The sequence below is a fragment of the Hyalangium minutum genome, assembly GCF_000737315.1.
In the GTDB taxonomy this organism is placed as follows: Bacteria; Myxococcota; Myxococcia; order Myxococcales; family Myxococcaceae; genus Hyalangium; species Hyalangium minutum.
Genome location: NZ_JMCB01000019.1, coordinates 69,896 through 92,119 on the forward strand (window position 1 = coordinate 69,896; position 22,224 = coordinate 92,119).

17 protein-coding genes are annotated in these 22,224 nt (G+C 68.5%); 7 read left to right on the plus strand and 10 right to left on the minus strand.

Going from position 1 to position 22,224, the window contains the following annotated elements:
• Positions 1-64 precede the first annotated feature (64 nt).
• A complete protein-coding gene (locus DB31_RS35780; RefSeq protein ID WP_083969089.1) occupies positions 65-799 on the minus strand; it encodes a proline and serine-rich protein 1 family protein in 735 nt (244 codons plus the stop codon).
• Between the two features lie 68 nt (positions 800-867).
• Complete coding sequence (locus DB31_RS35785; protein ID WP_044196551.1) at positions 868-2,940, minus strand: neutral/alkaline ceramidase; 2,073 nt, start codon at positions 2,938-2,940, stop codon at positions 868-870.
• A 321-nt stretch (positions 2,941-3,261) separates the two neighbouring features.
• On the opposite strand from DB31_RS35785, the gene DB31_RS35790 reads away from it, so the two are divergent.
• Together DB31_RS35790 and DB31_RS35795 are read left to right on the plus strand one after the other, a co-directional pair.
• Positions 3,262-4,830, plus strand: coding sequence for an HsdM family class I SAM-dependent methyltransferase (locus DB31_RS35790; protein WP_044196553.1), 1,569 nt, complete (start codon positions 3,262-3,264; stop codon positions 4,828-4,830).
• A gap of 108 nt (positions 4,831-4,938) precedes the next feature.
• The gene (locus tag DB31_RS35795; RefSeq protein WP_157232336.1) at positions 4,939-5,514 is read left to right on the plus strand and encodes a superoxide dismutase family protein; all 576 of its coding nucleotides are present in this window, start codon (positions 4,939-4,941) and stop codon (positions 5,512-5,514) included.
• An 87-nt stretch (positions 5,515-5,601) separates the two neighbouring features.
• Here the strand turns inward: DB31_RS35795 and DB31_RS35800 are convergent, their stop codons facing one another.
• Both DB31_RS35800 and DB31_RS35805 read right to left on the minus strand, forming a co-directional pair.
• A complete protein-coding gene (locus DB31_RS35800; protein ID WP_044196555.1) occupies positions 5,602-7,887 on the minus strand; it encodes a glutamine amidotransferase in 2,286 nt (761 codons plus the stop codon).
• A 33-nt stretch (positions 7,888-7,920) separates the two neighbouring features.
• Positions 7,921-8,679: a DUF4159 domain-containing protein gene (locus DB31_RS35805; protein ID WP_044196557.1), complete on the minus strand. Its 759-nt coding sequence runs from the start codon at positions 8,677-8,679 to the stop codon at positions 7,921-7,923.
• Positions 8,680-8,735: 56 nt separating this feature from the next.
• Between DB31_RS35805 and DB31_RS35810 the strand changes: the two genes are divergently transcribed.
• The 4 genes from DB31_RS35810 (at position 8,736) to DB31_RS35825 (ending at position 12,967) form a co-directional block, all read left to right on the plus strand.
• Positions 8,736-8,996 carry a hypothetical protein gene (locus DB31_RS35810; RefSeq protein WP_044196559.1) on the plus strand — a complete coding sequence of 87 codons (261 nt, stop codon included), beginning with the start codon at positions 8,736-8,738 and terminating at the stop codon, positions 8,994-8,996.
• Between the two features lie 9 nt (positions 8,997-9,005).
• A complete protein-coding gene (locus tag DB31_RS35815; protein ID WP_044196562.1) occupies positions 9,006-9,719 on the plus strand; it encodes a hypothetical protein in 714 nt (237 codons plus the stop codon).
• Between the two features lie 101 nt (positions 9,720-9,820).
• On the plus strand, positions 9,821-11,386 hold the full coding sequence (locus DB31_RS35820; RefSeq protein ID WP_075306393.1) for a DUF6250 domain-containing protein: 1,566 nt from the start codon (positions 9,821-9,823) through the stop codon (positions 11,384-11,386).
• A gap of 21 nt (positions 11,387-11,407) precedes the next feature.
• Complete coding sequence (locus DB31_RS35825; RefSeq protein WP_044196564.1) at positions 11,408-12,967, plus strand: beta-ketoacyl synthase N-terminal-like domain-containing protein; 1,560 nt, start codon at positions 11,408-11,410, stop codon at positions 12,965-12,967.
• A gap of 25 nt (positions 12,968-12,992) precedes the next feature.
• On the opposite strand, the gene DB31_RS50940 is transcribed toward DB31_RS35825, so the two are convergent.
• The 6 genes from DB31_RS50940 to DB31_RS35855 form a co-directional block, all read right to left on the minus strand.
• The gene (locus DB31_RS50940) at positions 12,993-13,211 is read right to left on the minus strand and encodes an ATP-binding protein (protein WP_044196566.1); all 219 of its coding nucleotides are present in this window, start codon (positions 13,209-13,211) and stop codon (positions 12,993-12,995) included.
• Between the two features lie 12 nt (positions 13,212-13,223).
• The gene (locus DB31_RS48295) at positions 13,224-13,658 is read right to left on the minus strand and encodes a hypothetical protein (protein WP_240487048.1); all 435 of its coding nucleotides are present in this window, start codon (positions 13,656-13,658) and stop codon (positions 13,224-13,226) included.
• A gap of 146 nt (positions 13,659-13,804) precedes the next feature.
• Positions 13,805-14,368, minus strand: a complete 564-nt coding sequence (locus tag DB31_RS35840) for a hypothetical protein (RefSeq protein WP_063769298.1) — start codon at positions 14,366-14,368, stop codon at positions 13,805-13,807.
• A gap of 20 nt (positions 14,369-14,388) precedes the next feature.
• Positions 14,389-15,162, minus strand: a complete 774-nt coding sequence (locus DB31_RS35845; RefSeq protein WP_044196573.1) for a hypothetical protein — start codon at positions 15,160-15,162, stop codon at positions 14,389-14,391.
• 197 nt (positions 15,163-15,359) lie between these two features.
• Positions 15,360-18,545: a serine/threonine-protein kinase gene (locus DB31_RS35850; protein ID WP_052420520.1), complete on the minus strand. Its 3,186-nt coding sequence runs from the start codon at positions 18,543-18,545 to the stop codon at positions 15,360-15,362.
• 58 nt (positions 18,546-18,603) lie between these two features.
• The gene (locus DB31_RS35855; protein ID WP_044196575.1) at positions 18,604-19,698 is read right to left on the minus strand and encodes a sigma-70 family RNA polymerase sigma factor; all 1,095 of its coding nucleotides are present in this window, start codon (positions 19,696-19,698) and stop codon (positions 18,604-18,606) included.
• A 68-nt stretch (positions 19,699-19,766) separates the two neighbouring features.
• On the opposite strand from DB31_RS35855, the gene DB31_RS35860 reads away from it, so the two are divergent.
• Complete coding sequence (locus DB31_RS35860; RefSeq protein ID WP_044196578.1) at positions 19,767-22,211, plus strand: DEAD/DEAH box helicase; 2,445 nt, start codon at positions 19,767-19,769, stop codon at positions 22,209-22,211.
• Positions 22,212-22,224 lie beyond the last annotated feature (13 nt).

A 22,224-nucleotide genomic window follows, 5' to 3' on the forward strand; every position in this document is an offset into this window, starting at 1 on the left:
CGGCCCGCCCCGGACTCTTGCGAGCCAGGACGGGCCGAGCGAGACAGCGAGAGACCGGAGGTACTTAGCGGCCGATGATCTTCTTCAACTCCTCCTTCTCCGCGGGGAAGGAGAAGGACTGGTAGAGCTGGTAGGAGTTCTCCCGGTCCAGCACGCGCGGCCAGAGCAGCCGCACCGCGTCCAGCTTGTCCTCGCCGAAGGAGAACTTCTGGAGGACCTTCATCACCTGCGGCACCAGGAAGTACTGGGTGGGGGCGGCCGCCTCGAGCACCCGGAGCTTGCCGTCACCGAAGGACTCCTTCTGGATGGCCTGCATCAGGTTCTGCAGCTGGGGCTCCGAGATGGGGCTCACCTGCGGCTGCGGAGGAGCCGGGGGCGCCGGAGGAGGCCCCTGGCGGCGGCGGAGGACGCGCAGATCCGGCGCGTTGTTCACGTCCGCGCGCAGGCCGTTCATCTCCTGCCGGATCTTGCTCAGTGCCTCACGGGCCCGGCGGTTGCCGCTCTCGTTGGACACCTGGGCCAGCAGTTCCTCCATACGGGCCAGCCGAGAGATGAGCTGGTCGCGCTCGACGATCACCAGGGCGCCCTGGCGGCGGAAGCCCTGGGGGAACTCGTAGTCGTCGTAGTCCCACTGCGGGTTGTTGTTGTAGCCGGGCACGGGAGCCGTGGGGGCGGGCTGGGTGTTGATGGGGCCGGTCGGCTGGCCCGGCGGGGGCGGACGGGCGAGGCCCTGAGCAGGGGTCTGGGCCGAAGCGACGGCGGACATCAACATGACAACGGAGAGTACGAAAGCCCTCATGGCTAGCTAGGTCCTTGTTTTGGGGTATGCACACCTACTGACGCACAACCCTGCCCGGCATTCAATATTCAGTACACGGTGAACTCGCGCGAGTACCCCGTGTACGGGCGGATGAGCCCGTCCCAGCCGGACTTCCAGTCTCCGTCGTGACGGATGCGGTAGGTGCCCGGCACCGTCGAGGAGGGGATCTTCCACTCGATGGTCACGTGGGAGCAGGCCATCGTCGGGACACAATTGTTGCGATCCCAAAGATATTTCGTCTCCCAGTCCCAGTCGTAGGCAACGGTGATCCAGGACGTACCGGACTTGCGCTGGACCTGAAGGAAGGAGCCCTGGCGGCGCAGGTTGTTCTTCGGGTGGCCGCCCCAGAACTTCACGGACACGGTCTGCCCGCGGTTGTACGAGGCGTTCGCGTTGGTGACGACGCTGCCGAAATCCACCCAGAGCAGCTTGTCGTCGAACACCACGCCGGTCTGCAGCGTGGTCTGGTCGTTGCGCAAGTCCCGAGGCGTGGGGCCCGCGGCCACGGAGGTGCCGTTGCGCAGGGCCACGGCCAGCTTCTCGGTCTCCTGCTGCACGGCGCCCAGCGTCCAGGGCCCAAAGTGGGTGGAGGCACCTTCGTAGTCCTGCTTGGTGTACTCCTCGCGCGTGGCGAGGTAGCCCGCGTAGGCGTTGGAGAGGCCGGCGATGACGACCTGATCCACGCCGATGGGCGCGAGCTGGTTGAGCACGGCCTGGCGCAGCCGGCGGCCGGTCATGGTGGTGGCCTCGAAGGGCACGGCCACCAGCGCGAGGTTGCCCAGCGTCACCACCTGCAGCGGGAGTACCTCGGGCGTCCACGGGTAGGGCGTCTGCGTTCCCATCTCGAGGACGACGGGCTTCTCGCCCTGGCAGGACGTGGTGGTCACCGCGCAGCCGAACGCGCTCCAGATATCGTGGACGTCCGCGCAGGTGGCGCCCTCGCTGCCGAAGCCGGGGCCGTCCTCGGCGCCCGCGAGCATGGAGAGACCGATGGCCGCCTCGCACGTGGTGCGCGCCGTGCCACCGCCGTACTGCGGTGCCACTTGGACTTCGTCCATCTTCACGTGCGTGTGCCGGTAGTCCACGGCGCCCGTGAGCAGCTGGGTGGCCCCATCGTAGAGGGACCTGGCCAGGGTGTACTGCTTGGAGCCGGAGAGTTCGGTGCTCTCGATGTCATTGGCGCCGCCGCCGTTGGTGCCGCCGTAGATGTTGGGGGTGACGTCGCCCTCGTTGCTCTGGGCGAAGGCGGCCACGAACGTCTTGGTGGCCAGAGGGTTGGAGCCCTTGGCCTTCTCGAAGAGGTAGGAGGCGTAGCCCTTGTTGTCGCCGCTGATGAGCCGGTTGTCGTTGCCCATCGAGGTGCCGTGAACGGCGAACCAGTTGAGGGCACCCACCTCCGTGCCATCCGAGCCCTGGAGCCGCAGCAGGGTCATCTTCTTGTCCGTGTCGTAGGCGTACTGGCTGCGCTCGGTGGCGGGGTTGTAGAGGTACGCCTCGGGCGAGCGGTTGGTGCTGGTGTTGAGCAGGTCCCCGGAGGCGATGCGGATGGAGCCCGAGGCCAGATTGCTGTGCGCCCGGACGATGGCCTGGACGATGCCGTCCACGATGGCCTCGAAGTTCTGCTGGTCGTAACCGAGGATCGTCAGGTTGTAGAGCGCGTAGTGCGAGAAGCCGCCCGGTCCGCTGTGGGTGTGCGTGGCGCTCAGCAGCACGTTCGCGTCCGAGTAGAGGGAGCCGTAGCGCGCCTGCAGCCGCTCCACCACCTGCTGCTTCACGCCCTGGAAGATCTGCCCCAGATCCGCGCTGACGAAGGCCACGCGCTTGCCGTTGCACGGCGAGGCGATGACGAAGGCCCGGGCACGCAGGCGCTGGTGGATGCCGGCCGTCTTCTGGTCGAGCATCGCGTAGCCCATCATCCCCAGCTCAGCCGCCGGGCCGGTGACGTCGTAGATGCCCGAGCCCACCTGGAACGAGGTGTTACCCGCGCACGGGCCCGAGAGCGCCGCGCCCTCGTGCGTGGCGACGGGCCCTTCATCGGCGGACTCAGGTTCCAAGGGGGAACAAGCGCTCAGCACCAGAACCAGCACTCCGAGGAGCAAGGAACGAGACGGCCTCAACATCGTTGAACCCCCGCCGCGAACCCGCGGCCATGAAGCGTTTCCAGCCCGGAGCTCTCCCGAGGTCCGGACCCGTGATTGTCGGCCAAGACTCTCGGAAGTTGCCCACGCTGGCACGGTTTCCTGGGAAAACACCGTTAACTCCAGAGCGGAAAGCACGGGCACACAGTCCTGGAAGCACAGGTCGCGGGCCCCTCGTCTCGGCGCGGGTCCCCCCGTCAGCGGACGGGTCCTCCCGCGCCGGCCGTCCCGCTCTCCCTTGGCTCACGTACCGTCTCTGTTGAACCGATTCGAGAGCGCTTCTCTTCGGTAGGATGGTCTCGGATGCCGCACCCTCGCCCCGTGCCCCCCGTCCTCGACGAGGAGGCGCTCGTTCATCAGTTCCCAGGACTCGACAGGCTCGCGCTCGGTGCCTTCTATACACCTGCGCCCCTCGTGGAACGCACGTTGGAGCTCGCACTCGCACAGGTGCGCCAGGCTCCGTTGACCGTCGTAGACCCGGCCTGCGGCGCGGGCGCCTTCCTCACCGCCGCATCCCGCATGAGGCCCCGCGCCCAACTCTGCGGCCTGGAGCTGTTGCCCGAAGTGGCCCGCCTCTGCCAAGCCCGCGTTCCCACCGCGGAGATCCATGTCGGTGATGCACTGCGTGGGGGACTGGTACCCCTACTCAAGAACATCCCTCCTCCCCACCTCGAGCTCTGGGTCGGAAACCCGCCCTACAACGGCACCTCCGCCCTCCTGAAGGACCGCGCCGCCTGGTCCCACCTCCGCGCCCTCATGCCGCTCGCACTGCCTCCCGGGACGAGCCTGCGCGATGACTTCGCCTTCTTCCTCCTAGTCGCGGCGCATCGGCTCTCTACCCGTCCCGGAGTGCTCGCCTTCATCACCCCCTCCAGCCTCCTCGACGCCTTCCTCTACGCGCCGCTCCGGCAAGCCCTGCTGGGCACGCTGAAGCTCCGCTCGGTGGTAGACCTGGGCTCCGGTGCCTTCAGCGGGACCCAGGTGCGCACCTGCATCACCGTCTGGTCTTCCCTGCCCGGCCCCACCGAGCCTGTCTCCTTCGAGAGGGACGGCCAGCGCTCCACCTTCACCCCGTTGCCGCCCGAGTGGCGGCTCGCCCCCACGCCCACCGAAGCCGCGGCGCTCGACTCCCGCTGGCAAGCCGCAGGAGAGCCCCTCACGACGCTCGTCCCCATCAGCTTCCCCGGCGTGAAGACCCGCTTCGATGAGCTGCTCGTGGACGACGACCCGAAGCGCCTCCTCGAACGCCTGCGCCACTTCGCCCGGACTCCTGCGAGCCGGCTGCCCGCCTTCGCCCGAGCCCACGGCATTCCCTCCGCGCTCCTGCCCAAGCTCCGGGCTCTCAAGGATGGCCCCGCCCTCCGCGTGGACGCCGCGAACGTGCGCCCTTTCTTCCGCTACGCCGGCGCACGCCACCGAGGCGCCCTGCCCCCCGAGGCCCGCGCCTCCTGCTACCTCGACCGCCGGCTCATCCCTCGCGGCGATCACCGCCTGCGAGGCCCCTATGATCCGCACCTCGGCGCCGTGAAGCTCCTCTTCAACGTGCGGGAGCTGCCGCTCTCGGCCGCGCTCCTCGAAGAGGAAGGCTGTGTCCACGACCACCGCCATGCCCGCTTTGCGCCGCTCTTCGTGCCCCAACGGGTCCGCGATGAAGGGCTCTCCGTCACCCGCACCGCCCACACCGTGGAGGAGCTGGGACCCCTCGTTCCCAACCTCTCCCCCCGAGGGCTCGCCTGGGCCGCGCGCATCGGAGGACCGCGCCAGGTCTTCCGCGAGCTCGTGCGCTTCCTCAACGGCCCCGATGTGCAGGAGCGCTGGGCCCCTGTCTTCGGCGCCTCCCGTGTCGTCCCCGTCCCACTGCCCTCGGACTGAGCACCTGTTGAGACCCGAGCAAGAGCCCACATCCAGTCGAGCATGGACACGTGTCCGTGGTTAGTGTGCGGCCGCTTCGCCACATTCATTCCAGGAGGAGACACCCTCATGAAGACCCATGCCCTGCTGACCGCCGCCACCCTCGCCTTCGCCGCCCCCGCGCTCGCCCAGAGCCCCAAGGCCGCTCCGCCGGCCACGGCCAAGAAGGAGGAGAAGGCGGCCACGCCCCAGGATGTGAAGCCCTCGGAGACGGCCAAGGCCCCCCTCAAGGACGCCAAGGGTCAGACGGTGGGCGACGTCACGTTCGAGCAGTACCCGCACGGCCTGCTCATCAAGGGCAGCCTCTCCAACATCCCCGCGGGCGTGCACGCCATCCACATCCACGAGGTGGGCCTGTGCGAGGGCCCCGAGTTCAAGACCGCCGGCGGCCACTTCAACCCTCAAAAGAAGGCCCACGGCCTGATGGCCCCGGGCGGCAAGCACGAGGGAGATCTGCCCAACCTCACTGTGGGCCAGGACGGCAAGGTGCAGTTCGAGTTCTTCGGCGGCCCGAACCTCACCGTGAGGGCCCTGCAGGACACGGATGGCTCGGCGGTCGTGGTGCACGCCAAGGCCGATGACTACAAGACGGATCCCACCGGTGAGGCGGGCGGCCGCATCGCCTGCGGCGTCGTGTCCAAGTAGCTGCCCCGGCTCACTGCTCCTGAGCGGACTTGGGACCGGTGAAGGGAGGCGCTCGCTTTCCCTTCGCCGAGCACTCGATCAGCTTGCTCAGACGTAGCCGAACCGGCGGCGGCAGAACCACTCGGCGCCCAGCAGCGCCACCAGCACCACCAGGTAGTACCACCGGTCCCACAGCGGCTGGTCCTTCGCGCGGCCCACCTCCACCACCGGAGGATCCAACAGCGGCACCTCGGGCAGCGCGCTCTGCTCCTGCAGCCGGTACGCCTTACCACCCGTCACCTTGGCGATCTGCGCCATCAGCTCCGGCCGCACCGACGCATCCGACAGCTCGGGCCCCACCGCGCGCACTGCCACCGCGTCCTCGCCCTGGCCCAAGTCAGTCTCGCCCCGCTTCGCCGAGCCCAGCAGCTTGTACGGCCCCGGCGCCGGAGGCGGAAACTCCAGCCGCACCACCCCATCCGGCCCCGTCGTCCCCGTCTGCACCGCCACCGGCTTCTGCGTGGCCACCGAGAACAGCTCCACCCGCACCTGCGCGTCCTGCGCCGCCTGGTAGTCCGCCGTCCGCGCCGACACCACCACCCCCACCGGCTTGCCCGGCTCCACCGAGGGCGGATCCGCCGTCACCTTCAGCGTCGTCAGGTCCGGATCCCTCACCAGCCAGCGCAGCGCGTTGCTCCAGAAGCGGTCATACGTGCGGTTCGGCGAGCCCTCCTTGTGAGAGGTGAACGCCCAGTACCAGCTCGCGTCCGTGGCCAGTGTCAGCGCCCGGCCCCGCCCGTAGTCCCACACCGCCACCAGCGGCGCGTTCTTCCCGTCCACCAGGTGGAACGGGTGGTCCACCAGCACCGTGGCCCCCGGCCGCGCCCGCGTCGAGTTGATGCCCGGAATCGACGGCAGCTCCGCCCACGCGCTCTCCGTGCTCGACACGCCCGTGCCCAGCGCCGTCACCGGGTGCCGCGCGCCCTCGGGCGTCAGCCGGGCCTTGAAGGGCTCCACGTTCGCCGGGCCCGCCGCCTCCACCGGCAGCGCCTGCATCAGCGTGGGCATCACCGCGCGGCCCTCGCCCAGCACGCTGTCGCCACCGATCATCACCAGCGCGCCACCCTTGAAGACGTACTGCTCCAGGTTGCGCTCATACTCGGCGATGGAGAGCTGCGGATCCGCGTAACCAAAGTTCTGGAAGATGACGACGTCGAACGTGTGCAGCTTCGTGTCGAAGATCTCCTCCATGGGGAACGGAATGAGCGACAGCTCGCGCTCCTGGCTCACCACGCCCGGATCGTCCGACATCGTCCGCAGGATGTAGAAGGACACCAGGTCCACGTTCGCGTCCTGGCGCAGCAGGCCGCGCAGGAAGCGCTCGTCCCACGAGGGCCGCCCCACCACCAGCAGCACGCGCACGCGGTCCCGAATCACCTTCAGCGTGAACGAGCGCGAGTTGTTGTCGCTCACCGCCTCGTCCGGGAAGGTGGGCACCGTCACGGTGTAGACGAAACGTCCCGTCTGGTCCGGCGTGAACGTGAAGGCCACCGGCTGCACGTCATCCGGCGAGCCCATGCGCACCGTCTTGCTCGCCACCGTCTTGCCTTCCTGGCTGAGCACCACGGGAATGTCCTTGCCGGAGAACCCTCGGCCGTGGATCTCCACCTCCACCGTGAGCGAGTTGCGCACGAAGGCGAAGTCATCGACCTTCAGGCCCTCCACCGCGAGGTCCTTGAGCGCTTCCTTGCCCACCAGGAACGTGGACACCGGCACGTTCATGTCGGCCAGCGCCGCGCGCGCCTTGCCCACCGCCCCACCCGCCAGCTCCGCGTTGTCCGCGCCATCGCTGAAGAGCAACACGCCGGACAGCTTCCGAGAGCCCTGTGAGCCCGCACTCACGCTCCGCAGCGCCGCGAGGATGTCCGTGGTGCCCGACCGGGGCGGCTCGTTCTGCAGCGTGGCCGTCGTCACCGGCCCCAGCTCCGGATCGAACCCGTACATCTCCACCGTGAAGCGGTCCTGCAGCGCCGCCAGCGCGGGCGCGGACTTCTCCAGGAACTCGCCCACCTGCGCCGAGCGCGTGGGCCCGCCCGGCTCGCCCGGAAAGCTCATGGAGGCCGAGCGGTCCACCAGCACCGCCACCCGGTTCTTCATCCGAGCCACCTGCAGGTGGCGGATGCCCGGCTCCAGCAGGAAGAAGAGCGCGGCCACACCGGCCGCCACCCTCAACACCCAGAGCACCACCTTGCGCCCGCGCGAGGGCTCGCGGCGCACGCCCCATGCCGCCAGGCCGATGCCCAGCACCAACCCCACCCCCAACAACACGAGCGCCCACACCGGCAAGGGCGAGAGGGTGACCAGCTTCCAGGCATTGAAGGGCTGAGAGTTCATCAATCGCGCTCGGCGGAGGGAAAGGCCCCGCGGTCAGCGCCGCTTTTCGAGGATGATGGGCAAGTGGACGGCGTCGTCCTTGTAATCCAGGCAGAGCGCATACATCAGCAGATTGATGCCCATCCGGATGGCCAGCTCGCGCTGAGGCTCGCCGCCCGGGGAGACGTCAAACTCGAAGTCCCCGGCCTCCGTGCGGCTCCACGCCCCGGCCAGGTCGTTCTGCGAGTACATCACCGCAGCGCGCTTACCCAGCGTACAGGCCTCCATCTGCGGCTTGTTCAAGAGCCGCCCCGGCGCCGCGTCCAGCAGGAAGAAGGACTTGTAGATGACGTGCGTAGAGGGCACCGCCGTCAGCTTGCTCTGCGGCAACACCCGGGCGATCTCCCGGCGGAAGCTGGCGTCAAAGCCACTCCCGTCGCTGCCGTCATTGGCGTCCGCCAGCAGGAAGCCGCCGAAGGTGAGGTAGCGCCGGAGGTTCTCCACCTCCGCGTCCCTGAGCGCCGGGAAGTCCCCCTCGCCGCCGAAGTAGAGGAACGGGTACTCGAAGATCTCCGCGCTGTCGAGCAGGCACGGGCGGGCCTCGGGCAGTACCTCCACGGAGGTACGGCGCTGCAGCTCCCAGGCAATGCGGCGCAGGCCGTTGAGGCGCGCATCCCACCGGCCCCCGTGCTTGACGATGGCGGGGATGAGGCGGCTCTTCTCGCCGAACGCGGCGGCCTGCTGCGACAGCAGGGGGGCCAGCGCGGCGGTGCCGAGCAGGAGGTTTCGACGGGTGAGGCGCCGGGCACTCATATAGCGGGCTGTATATACCGTCGACGCGTCCTTGCATTCCCCGGTATAGAGCCCCCATGGCGAAAGGCGGACAAACGCCCCAGGACCCGGCCTCCCCGGAGATGCGCGCCGCCTGGCAGCGCATGGAGGAAGGCGATGTCGCGGGCGCGCGCCGGGAGGCCCGCCGCATCCTGGGCTCCAACCCCTCGCCCGAGGACCGTTCCCAGGCCGAGGAGCTGCTCCGGCGCACCCAGACGCCCCCCGCCGTCTATGGCTTCGCCGCGCTCGTGCTCCTCATCCTCGTGCTGCTCGTCGCGTTGGCGCTCTCTCGGTATTAAGGTGATGCAGTGGAAGCTTTCATCCAGGCGCTCAAGGCCTACCAGGACTTCAACCCCTCCGGCTGGGTCGGCATCTACCGGCTCCTCCCCATGTGGGGCGGAATCGTGCTCTGTGCGCTCGGCCTCATCATGCTGCTGGTGGGAGGCGGCCGCGCCTTCCGGCTGGTGGCCGGCCCCGTGGGTGCCCTCATCGGACTGACGTTCGTCCCCCTCGTCGCGACCAAGTTCGGCATCAACTTGTCGGACTACGACGCACGCCTGCCCTCCGCTGTGGCGGCCGTGCTGGCCGTCGTGGGCTTCCTCGCCCCGCCGGCCATCTCCTTCCTGGGCATCGGCCTGCCGCTGGGGGTGCTCGCCGGGACGCTCGCCGGGCCCCAGGACTTCCTGCTGGGCTTCATCCCCACCCTGCTCATCGGCGGGCTGGTGGCCGCCATCCTCCACCGGGTGGTGAGCTCCATCGTCTCGTCCACGGTGGGAGCCTGGCTCTTCGTCATTGGGGCCCTGGCGGCCCTGCACCAGTTCGGCGGGCTCGTCGCGGCGGTGGCCAACCAGCCTTGGGGCGTCATCATCGCCGCAGGCCTGTTTGCCCTGGCTGGCAGCGTCTACCAGATCGCCGTGCGCCCCTCGCCCGAGGAGATGGACCGGATCCGGGCCGAGAAGGAGCGGCTGAAGCTGCGCAAGGCCGAGCAACGGGCGCTCGAAAAGCGTTGGGGCGTCAAGTAGCCGGGAGGACACCCCTGCAAGCCCTGGCTGGCACGCTTTACCTGCCACGGCGCGGCGCGTAAAGTCCGCGCCCTTTCCCACCTCCAGGGATTACCGCAACGATGGGTCAGGCCAAGCGCAAGGAGAAAGCCAAGGCGGAGGGGCTCGCCCGGAAGAGGGCCAAGGCTGTCGCCGCCCAGCAGGCGGACGGCGGCACTCCGCAAAACAGCGCCGAGGCCCCTGCGCAGCCCCCCTCCGAGGCCGCAAGCACTCCCCCGGCCACTGCCGCCGAGGCGACTGCGGCTGCCGCCACGTTCACCCCCTGGGTCAAGCCCGAGGGCCTGTCCCGGCGCGGCTGGGCCGTGCTCGCCGTGGTGCTCGTGCTGTCGCAGTTCCCCCTGCTCCACTACACCCTGCTGCGCGGCGAGCCCGAGGTGACGGTTCAGGTGCCCTACCAGCAGGACTTCTCGGATCCCTCCGTGGTGGACCGGGACTTCTACAGCCTGGGCGGGTACTGGCGCGTGGTGAATGGCCAGCTGCTGGCGCCACAGGTGAAGAACAACCCGCTCTGGCTCAAGGCCCGGCTTCCGGCGGATGTGGCGGTGGAGTTCGACGTGCGCTCGGAGTTCCCCGAGGGCGACATCCGCGTGGAGCTGTTCGGCGACGGCACCGACCCGGGCTCTGGGTACACGCTGGTGCATGGCGGATGGAACAACACGTTGTCCGTGCTCTCGCGCAAGGACATCAACGCCCCGTCGCTGAAGCAGCTCCAGCAGAAGGCCTCTCTCGCGGCCGAGCGCCTGAAGCTGCCCAACGCGGACCTGGTCACCACCGGCGTCTTCAAGGCGGACACACGGGTGCGCGTGGAGTCCACCACCTTCCCCGTGCAGGTCGGTCGCAGCTACCACTGGCGCATCGAGCGGCGCGGCACGCTGCTGCGCTGGAGCATCGACGGCCAGCCCTTCCTGGAGCTCACGGATCCGTTCCCGCTCCAGGGCCCTGGCCAGGACCGGCTCGGCCTGTCCGGCGCCGAGTCGCAGATCTTCTTCGACAACCTGCGCGTGCTGCCGGTGGACGCCTCGGTGCCGCTGGCGCCGCTGCCAGCTCCCGCCCCCACCCCGCCCCCTGGGCCCTTCTCGGACTCGTTCGACGAGCGCCAGACGCTGGGTGACGATTGGGTGGCCACCGACCCCTCGGCCGTGAAGCTGGAGAACGGGGCGCTGGTGGTGCAGACGGCGCACAACCGGCCGGTGTGGCTCAAGCGCCCCATCCCCACCGACGCCACCATCGAGTTCGATGCGTGGACGAACGATCCCGGCGGCGACATCAAGGTCGAGGCCTGGGGCGATGGCCGCTCCTTCTACGCCGGGGATCTGCGGATGCAGTACACGGCGAGCGGCTACGTCTTCATTTTCGGCGGCTGGCGCAACACCCAGTCCGTCATCGCTCGGCAGACCGAGCACACGCCGGACCGAGCGGTCCGGGACGGCCGGGCCGTGGAGCCTGGCAAGCGGTACCACTTCACCCTCACCCGCCGTGGGGCCACCATCGAGTGGCTCATCGACGGCGAGCCCTTCCTTTCGCTCCGGGATCCCTCACCGCTGGAAGGCCCTCGGAACCAGTACTTCGGGTTCTCGGGCTGGGAGACGAAGGTGTACTTCGACAATTTGAAGATCCGTCCGCTGTAGACGGGCCTCGAGGAAACAAACGTGCGCAGAGTGGGAATCTTCGGTTGGGGTGTGGTGGCCCCGCGCTCCAAGGACATCGAAGCCTTCGAGCGGAACCTCGCCACCGCTGACAGCTGGCTGTCTCCCTTCAACGGCTTCGGTCCGGACAACTTCCTGGTGGGGATGCCGGACTTCGACTTCTCCGAGTACAAGCCGTGGGTGGACGCGCGCTTCCCGTCCAGCCGGTTTGCCCAGCTCGAGAAGAAGATGGGCAAGCCCACCCAGTACGCGATTGCCGCGTTCATCCAGGCGCTGCGGCAGAACCCGGGGCTGGAGCAGGAGCTGCAGGCGCTGGGCATCCGCTCGCACGTGTACGTGGGCACCGGCCTCGGCGACTTGCCGACCATCCATGACATTACGCTGGACCTGCACCGGGCCCAGCGGCGGTGGGATCGGTTCTGGGCGGACCCGTCGCGCAACGCAGCGCTGCGCCAGTGGCTGGAGACGCGCGAGCCCCGGCCGGGCCTGCCGCCCGCTCCGGAGACGGTGGACGAGCTGGAGCGCGATCAGGCCGAGGAGGCCTGGTGGCACTACTGGACGGAGCAGTCCCTGGAGCTGCGCGAGTACCTGAACGAGCTGCGGGACATTGAAGGGCTGGCGGTGGAAGGCGACGTGGAGTCCGCCAAGCTGGCCGTCATCAAGGAGAAGCGCACCCGCAACGCGAAGCTGCAGAAGAAGTGGGGCGCGCCCGAGCCGCCGTGGAACTCGGTGTCCTCCAACGTGCTGTGGAACATCCACAACGGCCCGGCGTCGCAGGTCTCCATGATGGGGAAGCTGACGGGGATGACGTTCGCGCCGGTGGCGGCGTGCTCCTCGTTTGGCTACGGGCTGAAGCTGGCGATGGATGCCATCCAGCGCGGCGACGCGAAGGCGGTGGTGCTGGGCATGACGGATCCACCGCCGCACCCGCTGGTGGTGGGCGGCTTCTACAACGCCCGGGTGATTGCCGCGGACCGCACGGTGTCCAAGCCGCTCACGGCGCTGCGGGGCACGCACATCGCGGGTGGCTCGGTGGTGTGGATCGTCGGGGACTGGGAGCACTTCACGGCCAAGGGCTTCAAGCCGCTGGGCATGGAGCCCATGGCGGTGGGCGTCACTGCGGACGCGGACCACATCATCACCCCGTCCAAGGAGGGCCCCACGGCGGCCATCCACGCGGCGATGGCCCTGGCACAGTGCAAGCCGGACCAGATGGGCAGCTGGGACTTGCACGCCACGGCCACGCCGGGAGACTTCCTGGAGGTGGAGACGCTGCGGGGGCTGCTGCCCGAGTCCGTGCTCGTCACGGCGCGCAAGGGCACCTTTGGCCACGGCATGTCCGCGGGCGGAGGCTGGGAGCTGACGGCACAGTACCTGGGCTATGCCCGCGGCCACATCTTCCCCACGCCGCTGCAGGGCTCGGAGCTGAACCGGGAGATCGGCAAGGTGCACAGCCGGTTCGTCTACGATCAGGAGACTCCGGTGCCTCCTGGGCTGGCCGGCAAGCTCTCCATGGGCGTGGGCGGCATCAACGCCTGCGTCATCTCGCGTCCCTTGCGTTGAGCGGAGCAGAAGACCGGGGCCTTGCTCAGGGGCCCTGGTCCTCCCGGACGAGGGGCAGCGCAAGCTCGAACTGCACCCCCTTGCCCGTCTGCGAGTGGACCTCGAGCGTGCCTCCGTGCGCGAGGGCGATCTGCCGCGCAAGGTAGAGGCCGAGCCCCAGCCCCTGTGAGCCTGAGCCGCGCACGAACCACTCGAAGAGCTGGGGCAGCAGGAGCGGCGGCACGCCTGGCCCCTGGTCCGTCACGGTGAGGAGCGCTCAGCACTCCAGCACGCCGCGCCGGACACCCTCCACCTCGAACGGGACGGCGATGTACGAGCGGATGCCCAGGCCATACTTGAGGCCCGGCAGCTCCTCGGGGTCCTCCTCCAAGTGCCCAGACAGGCCGGGCTGACCGGTCTCGAATACCTTCACGACGTTTCCGCGATTGGCGAGCTGAAGCCGGTCCAACCCCAGGCTCTTCTGCTTGCGCACCATGGGGGTGTCGCTGGTGCCGATGGCCACGAGCGTCTGGGTCTGCGGCTCCAGGAGAAAGGAGTCGACCTTTTCGGCGTGGAGCAAGTTGCCAATGAGCGCACTCGCGCGGTCCAGCGTCGCGCGAAGATCGGCCGCAGGCAGCTCGAGGATCTTCTCGAGGGCATAGAGGAGCTCGTCTCTCCGCTCCTGCTCACTCTTAGGTCGTCCAGGTGACACGGAGAGGACGCTAAGCACCGGGAGATCCAGCGTGCATTGTCTCCAGGTCCCCCGCCTGCCCGGCTCCCTCCTGGGCAGCGCAGGAACGCCTGGGTGTACGCTCACCCTTCGTGCAAGCGCATCCAATGCGTGGAGCACCTGAAGGCTTACTTCTTCGGGTACTTCGCCAGCGCTTGAGCCTCCAGCGAGGCCGCGGCGTCTGGATCAATCACCTGGAGCAGTTCCAGCTCCAGTTCCAGGTCCCGGAAGGCGCGCTTCTGAAGAGGCGTCATGCCCGTGGTGTTGCTGTTGGAGGCGTTGACCATGGCCTCGTTGGCGGCCCGGGCGCTGCTCACAGGCCCCACGGTTCCCGCGTAGTGCACGGCCGTGGGCTGAGAGGAGGCGTCGTTGCGCATCACCCGCAGGACCGCGCCCCCTCCCCTCACGCGCATGCCTTCGATGAGGAACCGGGTATACGAGTTGCCCAGCGTGCCGCCCCCGTTCTCCTTCCACTCGGTCTCCAGGATGAAGCGCTGGGGAATCTCCCGCCACGAGTACCCCTTGTCCTCCAGCACCGCCTTCACCTGCGGCCACATCTCCTCGAGCGGCTGCGCGTAGACATGCTCCGCGGCCCGGTCCCTCACGTAGTTCTCCCGTTGCTGGGCGGCACAGCCCGCCAGCAAGGCCACGGCCAGGACCACGGAACCCCACGAAAACGCAGGACGCGACATGCAGCCCTCCAGCGGAGCGCTCATTGGCAGGTGGCCGTCTCCAGCTTCACGCGGACCGTCTGCGTCCAAGAGGGCGACAGCAGGCCCGGCCTGCACTTCCAGTAGCCGTCATCCTGCGCACACGACAAGGCGCACGGCCCCAGCACCATGAGGCCGCACAGCGGCACGTCATCGCACAGCCGCTGCCCGAGCAGGGGCAACCCCAGGAAGCCGCAAGACTGGGGCAGCAGTCCCTCCCAGCACACGTACAGATTGAAGGCCGGCAGAATCCCCAGCAGCGGCGTGGTGGAAGAGAACAGGTCCCCGAACGCGGTCGACTCCATGATGGGATATTGCGAGCTGAACGTCGCGTTCCGCTCGATGGCCGGGTGACTGCCCTCGAGCAGGATGGGCACATGCGTCCCGTAGTAGTTCAGCCGCTGCACCATGCACCCTGTCACGTACCGGCGGCCATCCACATCCAGCGCCCCGCTCTGCCACGACGGCGCCAGCCCCCACCACCCCGTATAGAACTCACCCGTCACCGGATCCTGCACGGACTGATCCTGTGTGAGGGCACACTCGACCGCGGAGCGCAGCACCTCGCGGCAATCCTGAGAGACCTGCGTCAGCGGAATGCTGAGCAGCTGTCCTCCTCCCCGGTCGAGCGCGGCGCCGCCCATCGTCCGGAGGGCTTGCTGCACGCTGTGAGCCCAGAAGCACGCGGGGCGGGTGCCGTTCCTCCCATTGGGAGGAGGCCGCGGATCCAGCGCCGCCTGTTCCACCGTGGCGAGAGAGCTGCTCGTTTCAGGCATCTCCTCGACGCCTCCACAGCCGAAGACACCGGCCAGAAAGAAAACCCATAGCACACGGAAACCAGCGGTCTGAAACACGGGGGTAACCTCCACACCTTTGTCTGTCTTTATTGCCGGGGGATTGTCTGCCCAAACTAGGTACGAACAAGCGTTTTCCAAGTGCTCTCAGGCAACCCCGAAGTTCGAGAAAGTGCACACTAGCGAACAAGCCCCCTGGCCTCTGCCAAGAGGTGTGGGTGCGCTCGGGCCACCTGGTGATTCTCCTGAAGCGCGGCCTGGAAAGACTCCGTCGCGCGAAGGGCTTCCTCGGCACGAACCGTTGACGCGGAGACCAGCCGGGCCCGCTGCAGGTGGAGCCAGCCCTGCGCGAAGAGCGCCTCGGGGTTGTGGGGGTTCTTCGAGAGCGCCTGCTGAGCCTGGAACAGGCCGCTGCGCAGCGCCTCCTCGGCCCCGAGGCCCCGACGCGTCAGCACGGCCGCGCGCTCGGCGTAGAGCTCGGCGGCCACCTGATGAGGCCTGCTGTCCCAATTCGAAGTGGCAAGCAACGGACGCAGCGCCTCGAAGCCCGCCGCAAAGTGCGCCTCCGGGTCCTCCCCCCGGCGCACGGCCGCACGCAGAGCGGTGAGCTCCAGCTTCGCCGCGATCAGAACAGTTGAGGTCCCTAGCACCGCACCTGGCTCGCCCGCCTTCCGCACCGCGGCACGCGCACGAGCCAGCACTGGCGAAGGATCCCGCCCCTCGTGCAGTTCGACCTCGGCCTCAAGCAGGTAGCACTGGGCCAATTCCGCCAACAGCCAGGGATCCTCGGGGAGCTCTCCCCCCGCCGCGCGAATCGCCTCGAAGGCAGCCGCCAGGGAGCCACGCGGATCCCGCTGCTGCACGAAATCATGATGGGCCTGGAGCCTGTGAGCGCGGGCCTTCCACAGCGCGACGACGGAGGGCTGCGAGCCTGTCTGCTCGAACTGGGACACTGCGCTGGAGAGCGTTCGCAGCGCCTCGGGGGCCTCGCGCCCATGGCCTATCTCCACCTCGAGCCGCAGCGTCGCGGCCTCCAGCTTGCCGCCCATCGGCAATAAGAACCGAGCATCAAGCGCCAGGGCCCGCTCGTACTGACGCAGCGCACTTTCCAAGTATGGCGCAGCCTCCTGGCCTCTCATGATGGCCTCTTTCCCCTCCTCGAGGTAGGCGTCCCCCAGTTCATTGACCGCCCAGGTAAAGAATGGATCCAGCGAGAGCACGCGCTGGTAGGCCTCGATCGCTGGCGCCATGGAGGACTCTCGGCCGAGTTGGTCCAGCAGCTGCGCCCGCAGCGAGAGGGACTGGGCGACCGCATAGTGCGCCATGACCTCTCGCGGGAGCGCCCGGACGCCTTCCTCGGCGGCCGCCAGCGCCTCCTCCACCTGGAAAAGCGTGTCGGGCGAGGCGTTGTTCATGGCCACATGGGCGCGCGCCACGAGCACGAGCGCCCGCTGCATCCGGGCCGTGCCATCCCTCGAGCTGGCCTGCACCGCGCGGCCACAAGCCTGCTCGGCGGCCTGGAGCGGCGGGCCGGGCGGCACTCCTTGCGAGAACGCCGCCCACCCCAGCTTCTCCCAGAGCATGCACTGCGCCAGATAGAGCGAGGGATCGCTGCTGCCGATCTCCACCGCCACCTGGTACGCCTCAGCGGCCCGGTCGAAGTAGCCCTTCATCTTCTCGTAGTCGAACGCCGCGTCGTGCCGGTACTTGCTGCCCTCGGCGAACAGCGCGTCCCCCTCGAGCTTCTTGGGCTCGTACATCCACGGCGCCTGGGCAAATGCCGCCCGCGCCTTCTCAATCGCCGCCTCATGGTCTCCCTGGTACAGGGCGATCAGTCCCTCCGCGTACGCGGGCACCTCCAGCGTGGCACCCACCGCCGAGCGCAGGTGCCGGAGCGCTGGATCCCTCAGCTCCTGGTGGAGCAGGGCCTCCTTCTTCTGGCGCTCCTGGACGTCGGTGATGCGCCGGGTGTCCTCCAGCGCGCGCCGGAAGAGCTCTCCCAGGGCCCGGCCCAGCGCGTACTCGAGGTTCGCGGACCGGTACCCCGCCGCCAGTGCCTTCTCCAGGTGCTCGCGCGCCCGCTCGGTGTCCCCGAGCGCCAGCTGCCCCACTCCAATCGCATAGTGCCCGGGCCCCACGCCGGCCTTCTCCAGTCCGCCCATGCGCCGTTCAATCTCTCCGAGCGTGGCGCGCACCACGTCCCGCTCCCGCTCCACGTCGTGGAGGGGCAGCCCATAGGCCGAGCGAAGAAACAGCTCCATCTCCTTCACGTGCTCGCCCAGCTCCTGCGCGAGCCGGGCCTGCTCCGCCGCGCGCCGCTGCGCACTCACCCAGACGCCCCCCAGCGCCAGCGCTCCCACCCCCAGCGCCGCCAGGCTCACCGAGAGCAGCTTGTGCCGCACGGCCTTCTTCCAGAGCTGGCGCCCCCAGGAAGCCCTTCGCGCCTGCGTCTGCTCGCCAGCCAGGGCCCGCTGCAGATCCTCGGCGAGCGCCCGGGCGGAGTCGTACCGGCGCGCCGGATCGCGCTCCAGGCACTTCATGACGATCGTCTCGATGGCCTTCGGCACTCCCAGCTTCAGCCGGCTCAGCGGAAGCGGATCCTCCACCGCGGACATCACCAGCACCTTCCACGGGACATCCGCGACGAACGGCGGGCGCCCGGCGATGACGTCGTACAGCGTGGCGCCCAGCGAATAGACATCCGTGCGCCGATCCAACTGGTGCACGTCTCCGTTGGCCTGCTCGGGAGACATATACGCGGGCGTCCCGAGCACCTCGCCCGTCTGGGTCTGCCCGTGCTCCTCCACCTGGCGCACCAGACCGAAGTCCACGACGTACGGCTTCCACGTGCCGTCCTCGCGCTGCTCCACGAGGATGTTCCCGGGCTTGAGGTCCCGGTGAATCATCCCCAGCCGGTGCGCCTCGTGCACAGCCCAGGCCACGTCCTGGATGAGCTTCACCTGCTGCTCGAGCGTCAGCCTGTCCCTCACACTCGCCAGCGGCTCCCCATCAATGAATTGCATGACGATGTAGGGCTCACCCTCGGCCTCGCCCACTTCGTACACGCGGCACACGTGCTCGTGCTGGATGCGCGCCTGAGCCCGCGCCTCGGCGAGGAATCTCTTACCGAGCGACGGCTCATTCCCTCTCAACAGCTTCAGCGCGACGATGCGACCCAGCCGGGGATCCACCGCCCGGTAGACGGTGCCCATGGCCCCTTCGCCCGCAAGCTGAAAGTCCTTGTAGCGAGCCGCCAGGGCGGGAGGAATTCGCGTCCGCGAAGGAGTCGCCTGTGGCGGCCGTGAGTCCCCAGGCCCGAGTGTCAGCTCGGGCTCCATCGCGCTATGGCGGTCCTCCTTCGACATGGACGTTCTCGGTAACAACGTACACCCGTCCATGCACTGGCTGTATGTAAGGAAAACCCTATCCTTTTGGCACAGCCACCAAATCAAAGTCTGGGATTTGCTCGCGCATGTACTCGCGCATGCGGTTGATGAGCGCCGCCTCGATTTGCCGCGCCCGCTCCCGGCTTACCCCATACTTGTCGCCAATGTCTTGCAGGGTGAGGGGTTCGTCCGCTGTGAGACGGTTCTCGAAGATGAACCTCTCTTTGCCCTCCAACGATTTGGCGAACTCCGTCAGCTTCTCGCGGAAGAGGGCTTTGAGTTCCTCGTTGCCCAGGTTCTCTTCGGCGCCCGCGGCGGACGAGGGCAGGAAGCGGTCAGCGCGCGTGTTCTTCGGGTCATCCCCGAACGGCGCGTCGATGGACAGCTCGTCATGCCCGAGCCGCTGGTCCATCTCCACCACGTCCTGCTCGGTGACGTTGAGCCGCTCGGCCAGCAGCTTGGGGTTGGGCTCGAAGCCCTGGGCCATGAGCTTGTCCTGCTCCTGGCGCAGCTTGAAGAAGAGCTTCCGCTGGGCCTCCGTCGTCCCCAGCTTCACCATCTTCCAGTTGTCCATGATGTAGCGGAGGATGTACGCCCGGATCCACCACGCGGCGTACGAGCTGAGCTTCACGCCCCGGTCCGGATCGTACTTCTTCACCGCCTGCATCAGGCCGATGTTGCCCTCCTGAATGAGGTCCAGCAGGGACAGCGGGTTGCGGTGGTACTCGTGGGCCAGCTTCACCACCAGCCGCAGGTTGGAGGCCACCAGCCGGTAGGCCGCCTGGACATCCCCCGTTTGCTGGTACTTCTTGGCGAGCGTGTGCTCCTCCTCCCGGGAGAGGAGGGCGTGGCGGGTCACCTCCGCCATGTAGGCCTGGAGGGGGTCCCTGCGCGTGAGCCCTGACTCGCCCGCCGGCACCAGGGCCACCGAGGGCTTCGCCTTCCCCTCCGGGACCTCGAGCTCGGCGTCCACCTCGGCCAGTTCCTCGGGCTCGGGCTCCAGGGCCTCGGGCTCTACCGCCTCGGCCTCCGCCTGCCCCTCGGGGGCCTCCGCCTCCGGGGACGGGGCCTCCGAGCGCTTCGCTCGGGGCCGGGAGGCCGTGATTTTGGTTCTCTTCCTCCCATTCGCCATGGGTTCTCCATACAGCAGAGTACGGCTCTTGTTGCCAGAGGGTAATACAGGGGCTATGCCGCTGCCTGATGAGCGACACTCCCCAAGACCCGACCCCTGCTTCGGGCACTCCCGAGTCCCAAGCGCCGACCCGTCCCGCTGAGTACGTCGCGGACATCCGCTTCGAGGACATGAACCTCTCGGAGCCCATCCGGAAGGCCATTACCGAGCGCGGCTACACCAACCCCACCCCCGTCCAGGCCAAGGCCTTTCAGCCGGCCATGGAGGGCCGGGACCTGATTGTCCGCAGCAAGACGGGCACCGGTAAGACGGCCGCCTTCGGCCTGCCCTTGCTGGAGAAGATCTCCCCGGACGACAAGAGGGTCCGCGCCCTCATCCTCTGCCCCACCCGCGAGCTGGCGCTCCAGGTGGCCGAGGAGCTGCGTGCCCTGGGCAAGTACAAGGGCATCAAGGTGGCGGCCATCTATGGTGGCGCCTCCATGAAGCAGCAGGAGGATGCCCTGGAGGAGGGCACTCCCATCATCGTCGGCACCCCCGGCCGCGTGTTCGACCACATCAACCGCGGTAACCTGAAGCTCGAGGGCTGCGACCACGCGGTGCTGGATGAGGCCGACGAGATGCTCAACCAGGGCTTCTACGAGGAAGTCACGCGCATCCTCGACAGGCTCCCGAAGAACCGGCAGGTGCTGCTGTTCAGCGCCACGGTGCCCACGGACATCCAGAACCTGATTGCCCGGTACACGACGAACGCGGAGACGCTGCTGCTGTCCGGCGACGTCTTCACGGTGGAGCACATCCACCACATCCGCTACGACGTGTCGGACGCCTTCCCCAAGCCGCGCAACCTCATCTACGTGCTGGAGAAGGAGGAGCCGTCCAACGCCATCATCTTCTGCAACACGCGGGATGACACGGCGCTGGTGACGGCGGTGCTCAACCGCAACGGCTTCGACGCGGAGCTGCTCAACGGGGACCTGCCGCAGAAGGAGCGCGAGCGGGTGATGGCCAAGGTGAAGCGCGGCGAGGTGGCCTTCATGGTCGCCACGGACATCGCGGCGCGCGGCATCGACATCTCCGGGCTGGAGTACGTCATCAACTACTCGCTGCCCGAGGACCCGGCCGTGTACCTGCACCGGGTGGGCCGCACCGGCCGCATCGGCAACAAGGGCACCGCCATCAACCTCTTCTCCGGCCGCGAGCTGGCCACGTACACCACCCTGGAGAAGAAGTACGGCATCAAGTTCGAGAAGCGGGAGATGCCGGCCCCCGAGGAGGCCATGCACCTGTGGACCGAGCGCCACCTGCGGGAGATCCGCGATGGGGCCTCGGGCACCGTGTTCGAGGGCTTCCTGCCCCTGGCCACCCAGCTCAAGCAGCGCTCGGACTCCGATGACCTGATCGCCTTCCTGCTCAAGTACTTCTTCAGCCACCTGCGCATGGAGAAGGCCCAGGCCGCTCAGGAGACCGAGAAGCCCGCCGCCGCCGCCCCCGAGCGCAAATTCGAGGGCCGCCGCGAGAGCCGGGAAGGCCGCGAGGGCCGCAAGGAGCGCGGTGAGCGGAGTGAGCGCCCCGAGCGGGGTGAGCGCCGGGAGCGCGAGCGCGAGCGGGAGCGTCCCCCGCGCACCGAGCACGGCGAGCGCCAGCCTCGGCCGCCCCGCCGGGATGAGCCTCGGCGTGCCCCCGCGGCTCCGGCCATGGAGGCGGGCCCGGGTGAGGCCAAGCTGTGGGTGAACCTGGGCACCGCGGACGGCCTGGGGCCTGGCAGCGTGGCCACCGCGCTGGAGGATGCCGGTGCCCCCGTGGGCAAGGTGCTGCGCGCGGAGCTGCGCCCCACCTTCGGCTACGTCTTCGTCATCGAGGAGGATGTGGCGGCCTTCGAGACGCTCAACGGCAAGCAGCACGGCACCAAGACGTTGCGCGTCGAGAAGAGCAAGCCGCGCAGCGAGCGCACCGAGGACCGTCCCCGCCCCGCGCCATCGCCCGACGCCGCTCCCGGCGAGGTGAAGCTCTGGGTGAACCTGGGCATGGATGACGGCCTGGATGAGGGCAAGTTCATCTCCACGCTGGAGGCGCTGGGTGCGCCCCAGGGCAAGGTGCTCAAGGCCCTGCTGCGCCCCACCTACGGCTACGCCTACGTGGCCGAGGCCGAGGCTCCGGCCTTCGAGACACTCAACGGCAAGCCGCACGGCGAGAAGGCCCTGAAGCTCGAGCGCCACCGGCCCCGCGGCACCCGCGATGACCGCCGCCGCGAGCGCCGCGAGGAGCAGCCCGAGGTGCCGGGCCAGACCCGCATGTGGGTGGGCCTGGGCAAGTCGGACGGGCTCGATGACGCGGGGCTCACCTCTGCCCTCGAGGGCATGGGTGCCCCTGCCGGCAAGGTCGCCCGGATCGATCTGCGGCCTACCTATGCCTACATCTTCGTGACCGATGAGGACGCCGCCGCCTTCGAGACGCTCAACGGCAAGCAGCACGGCGAGAAGACGCTGAAGATCGAGCGCGCCAAGCGCCGGTAGCAACGCCCGGAGC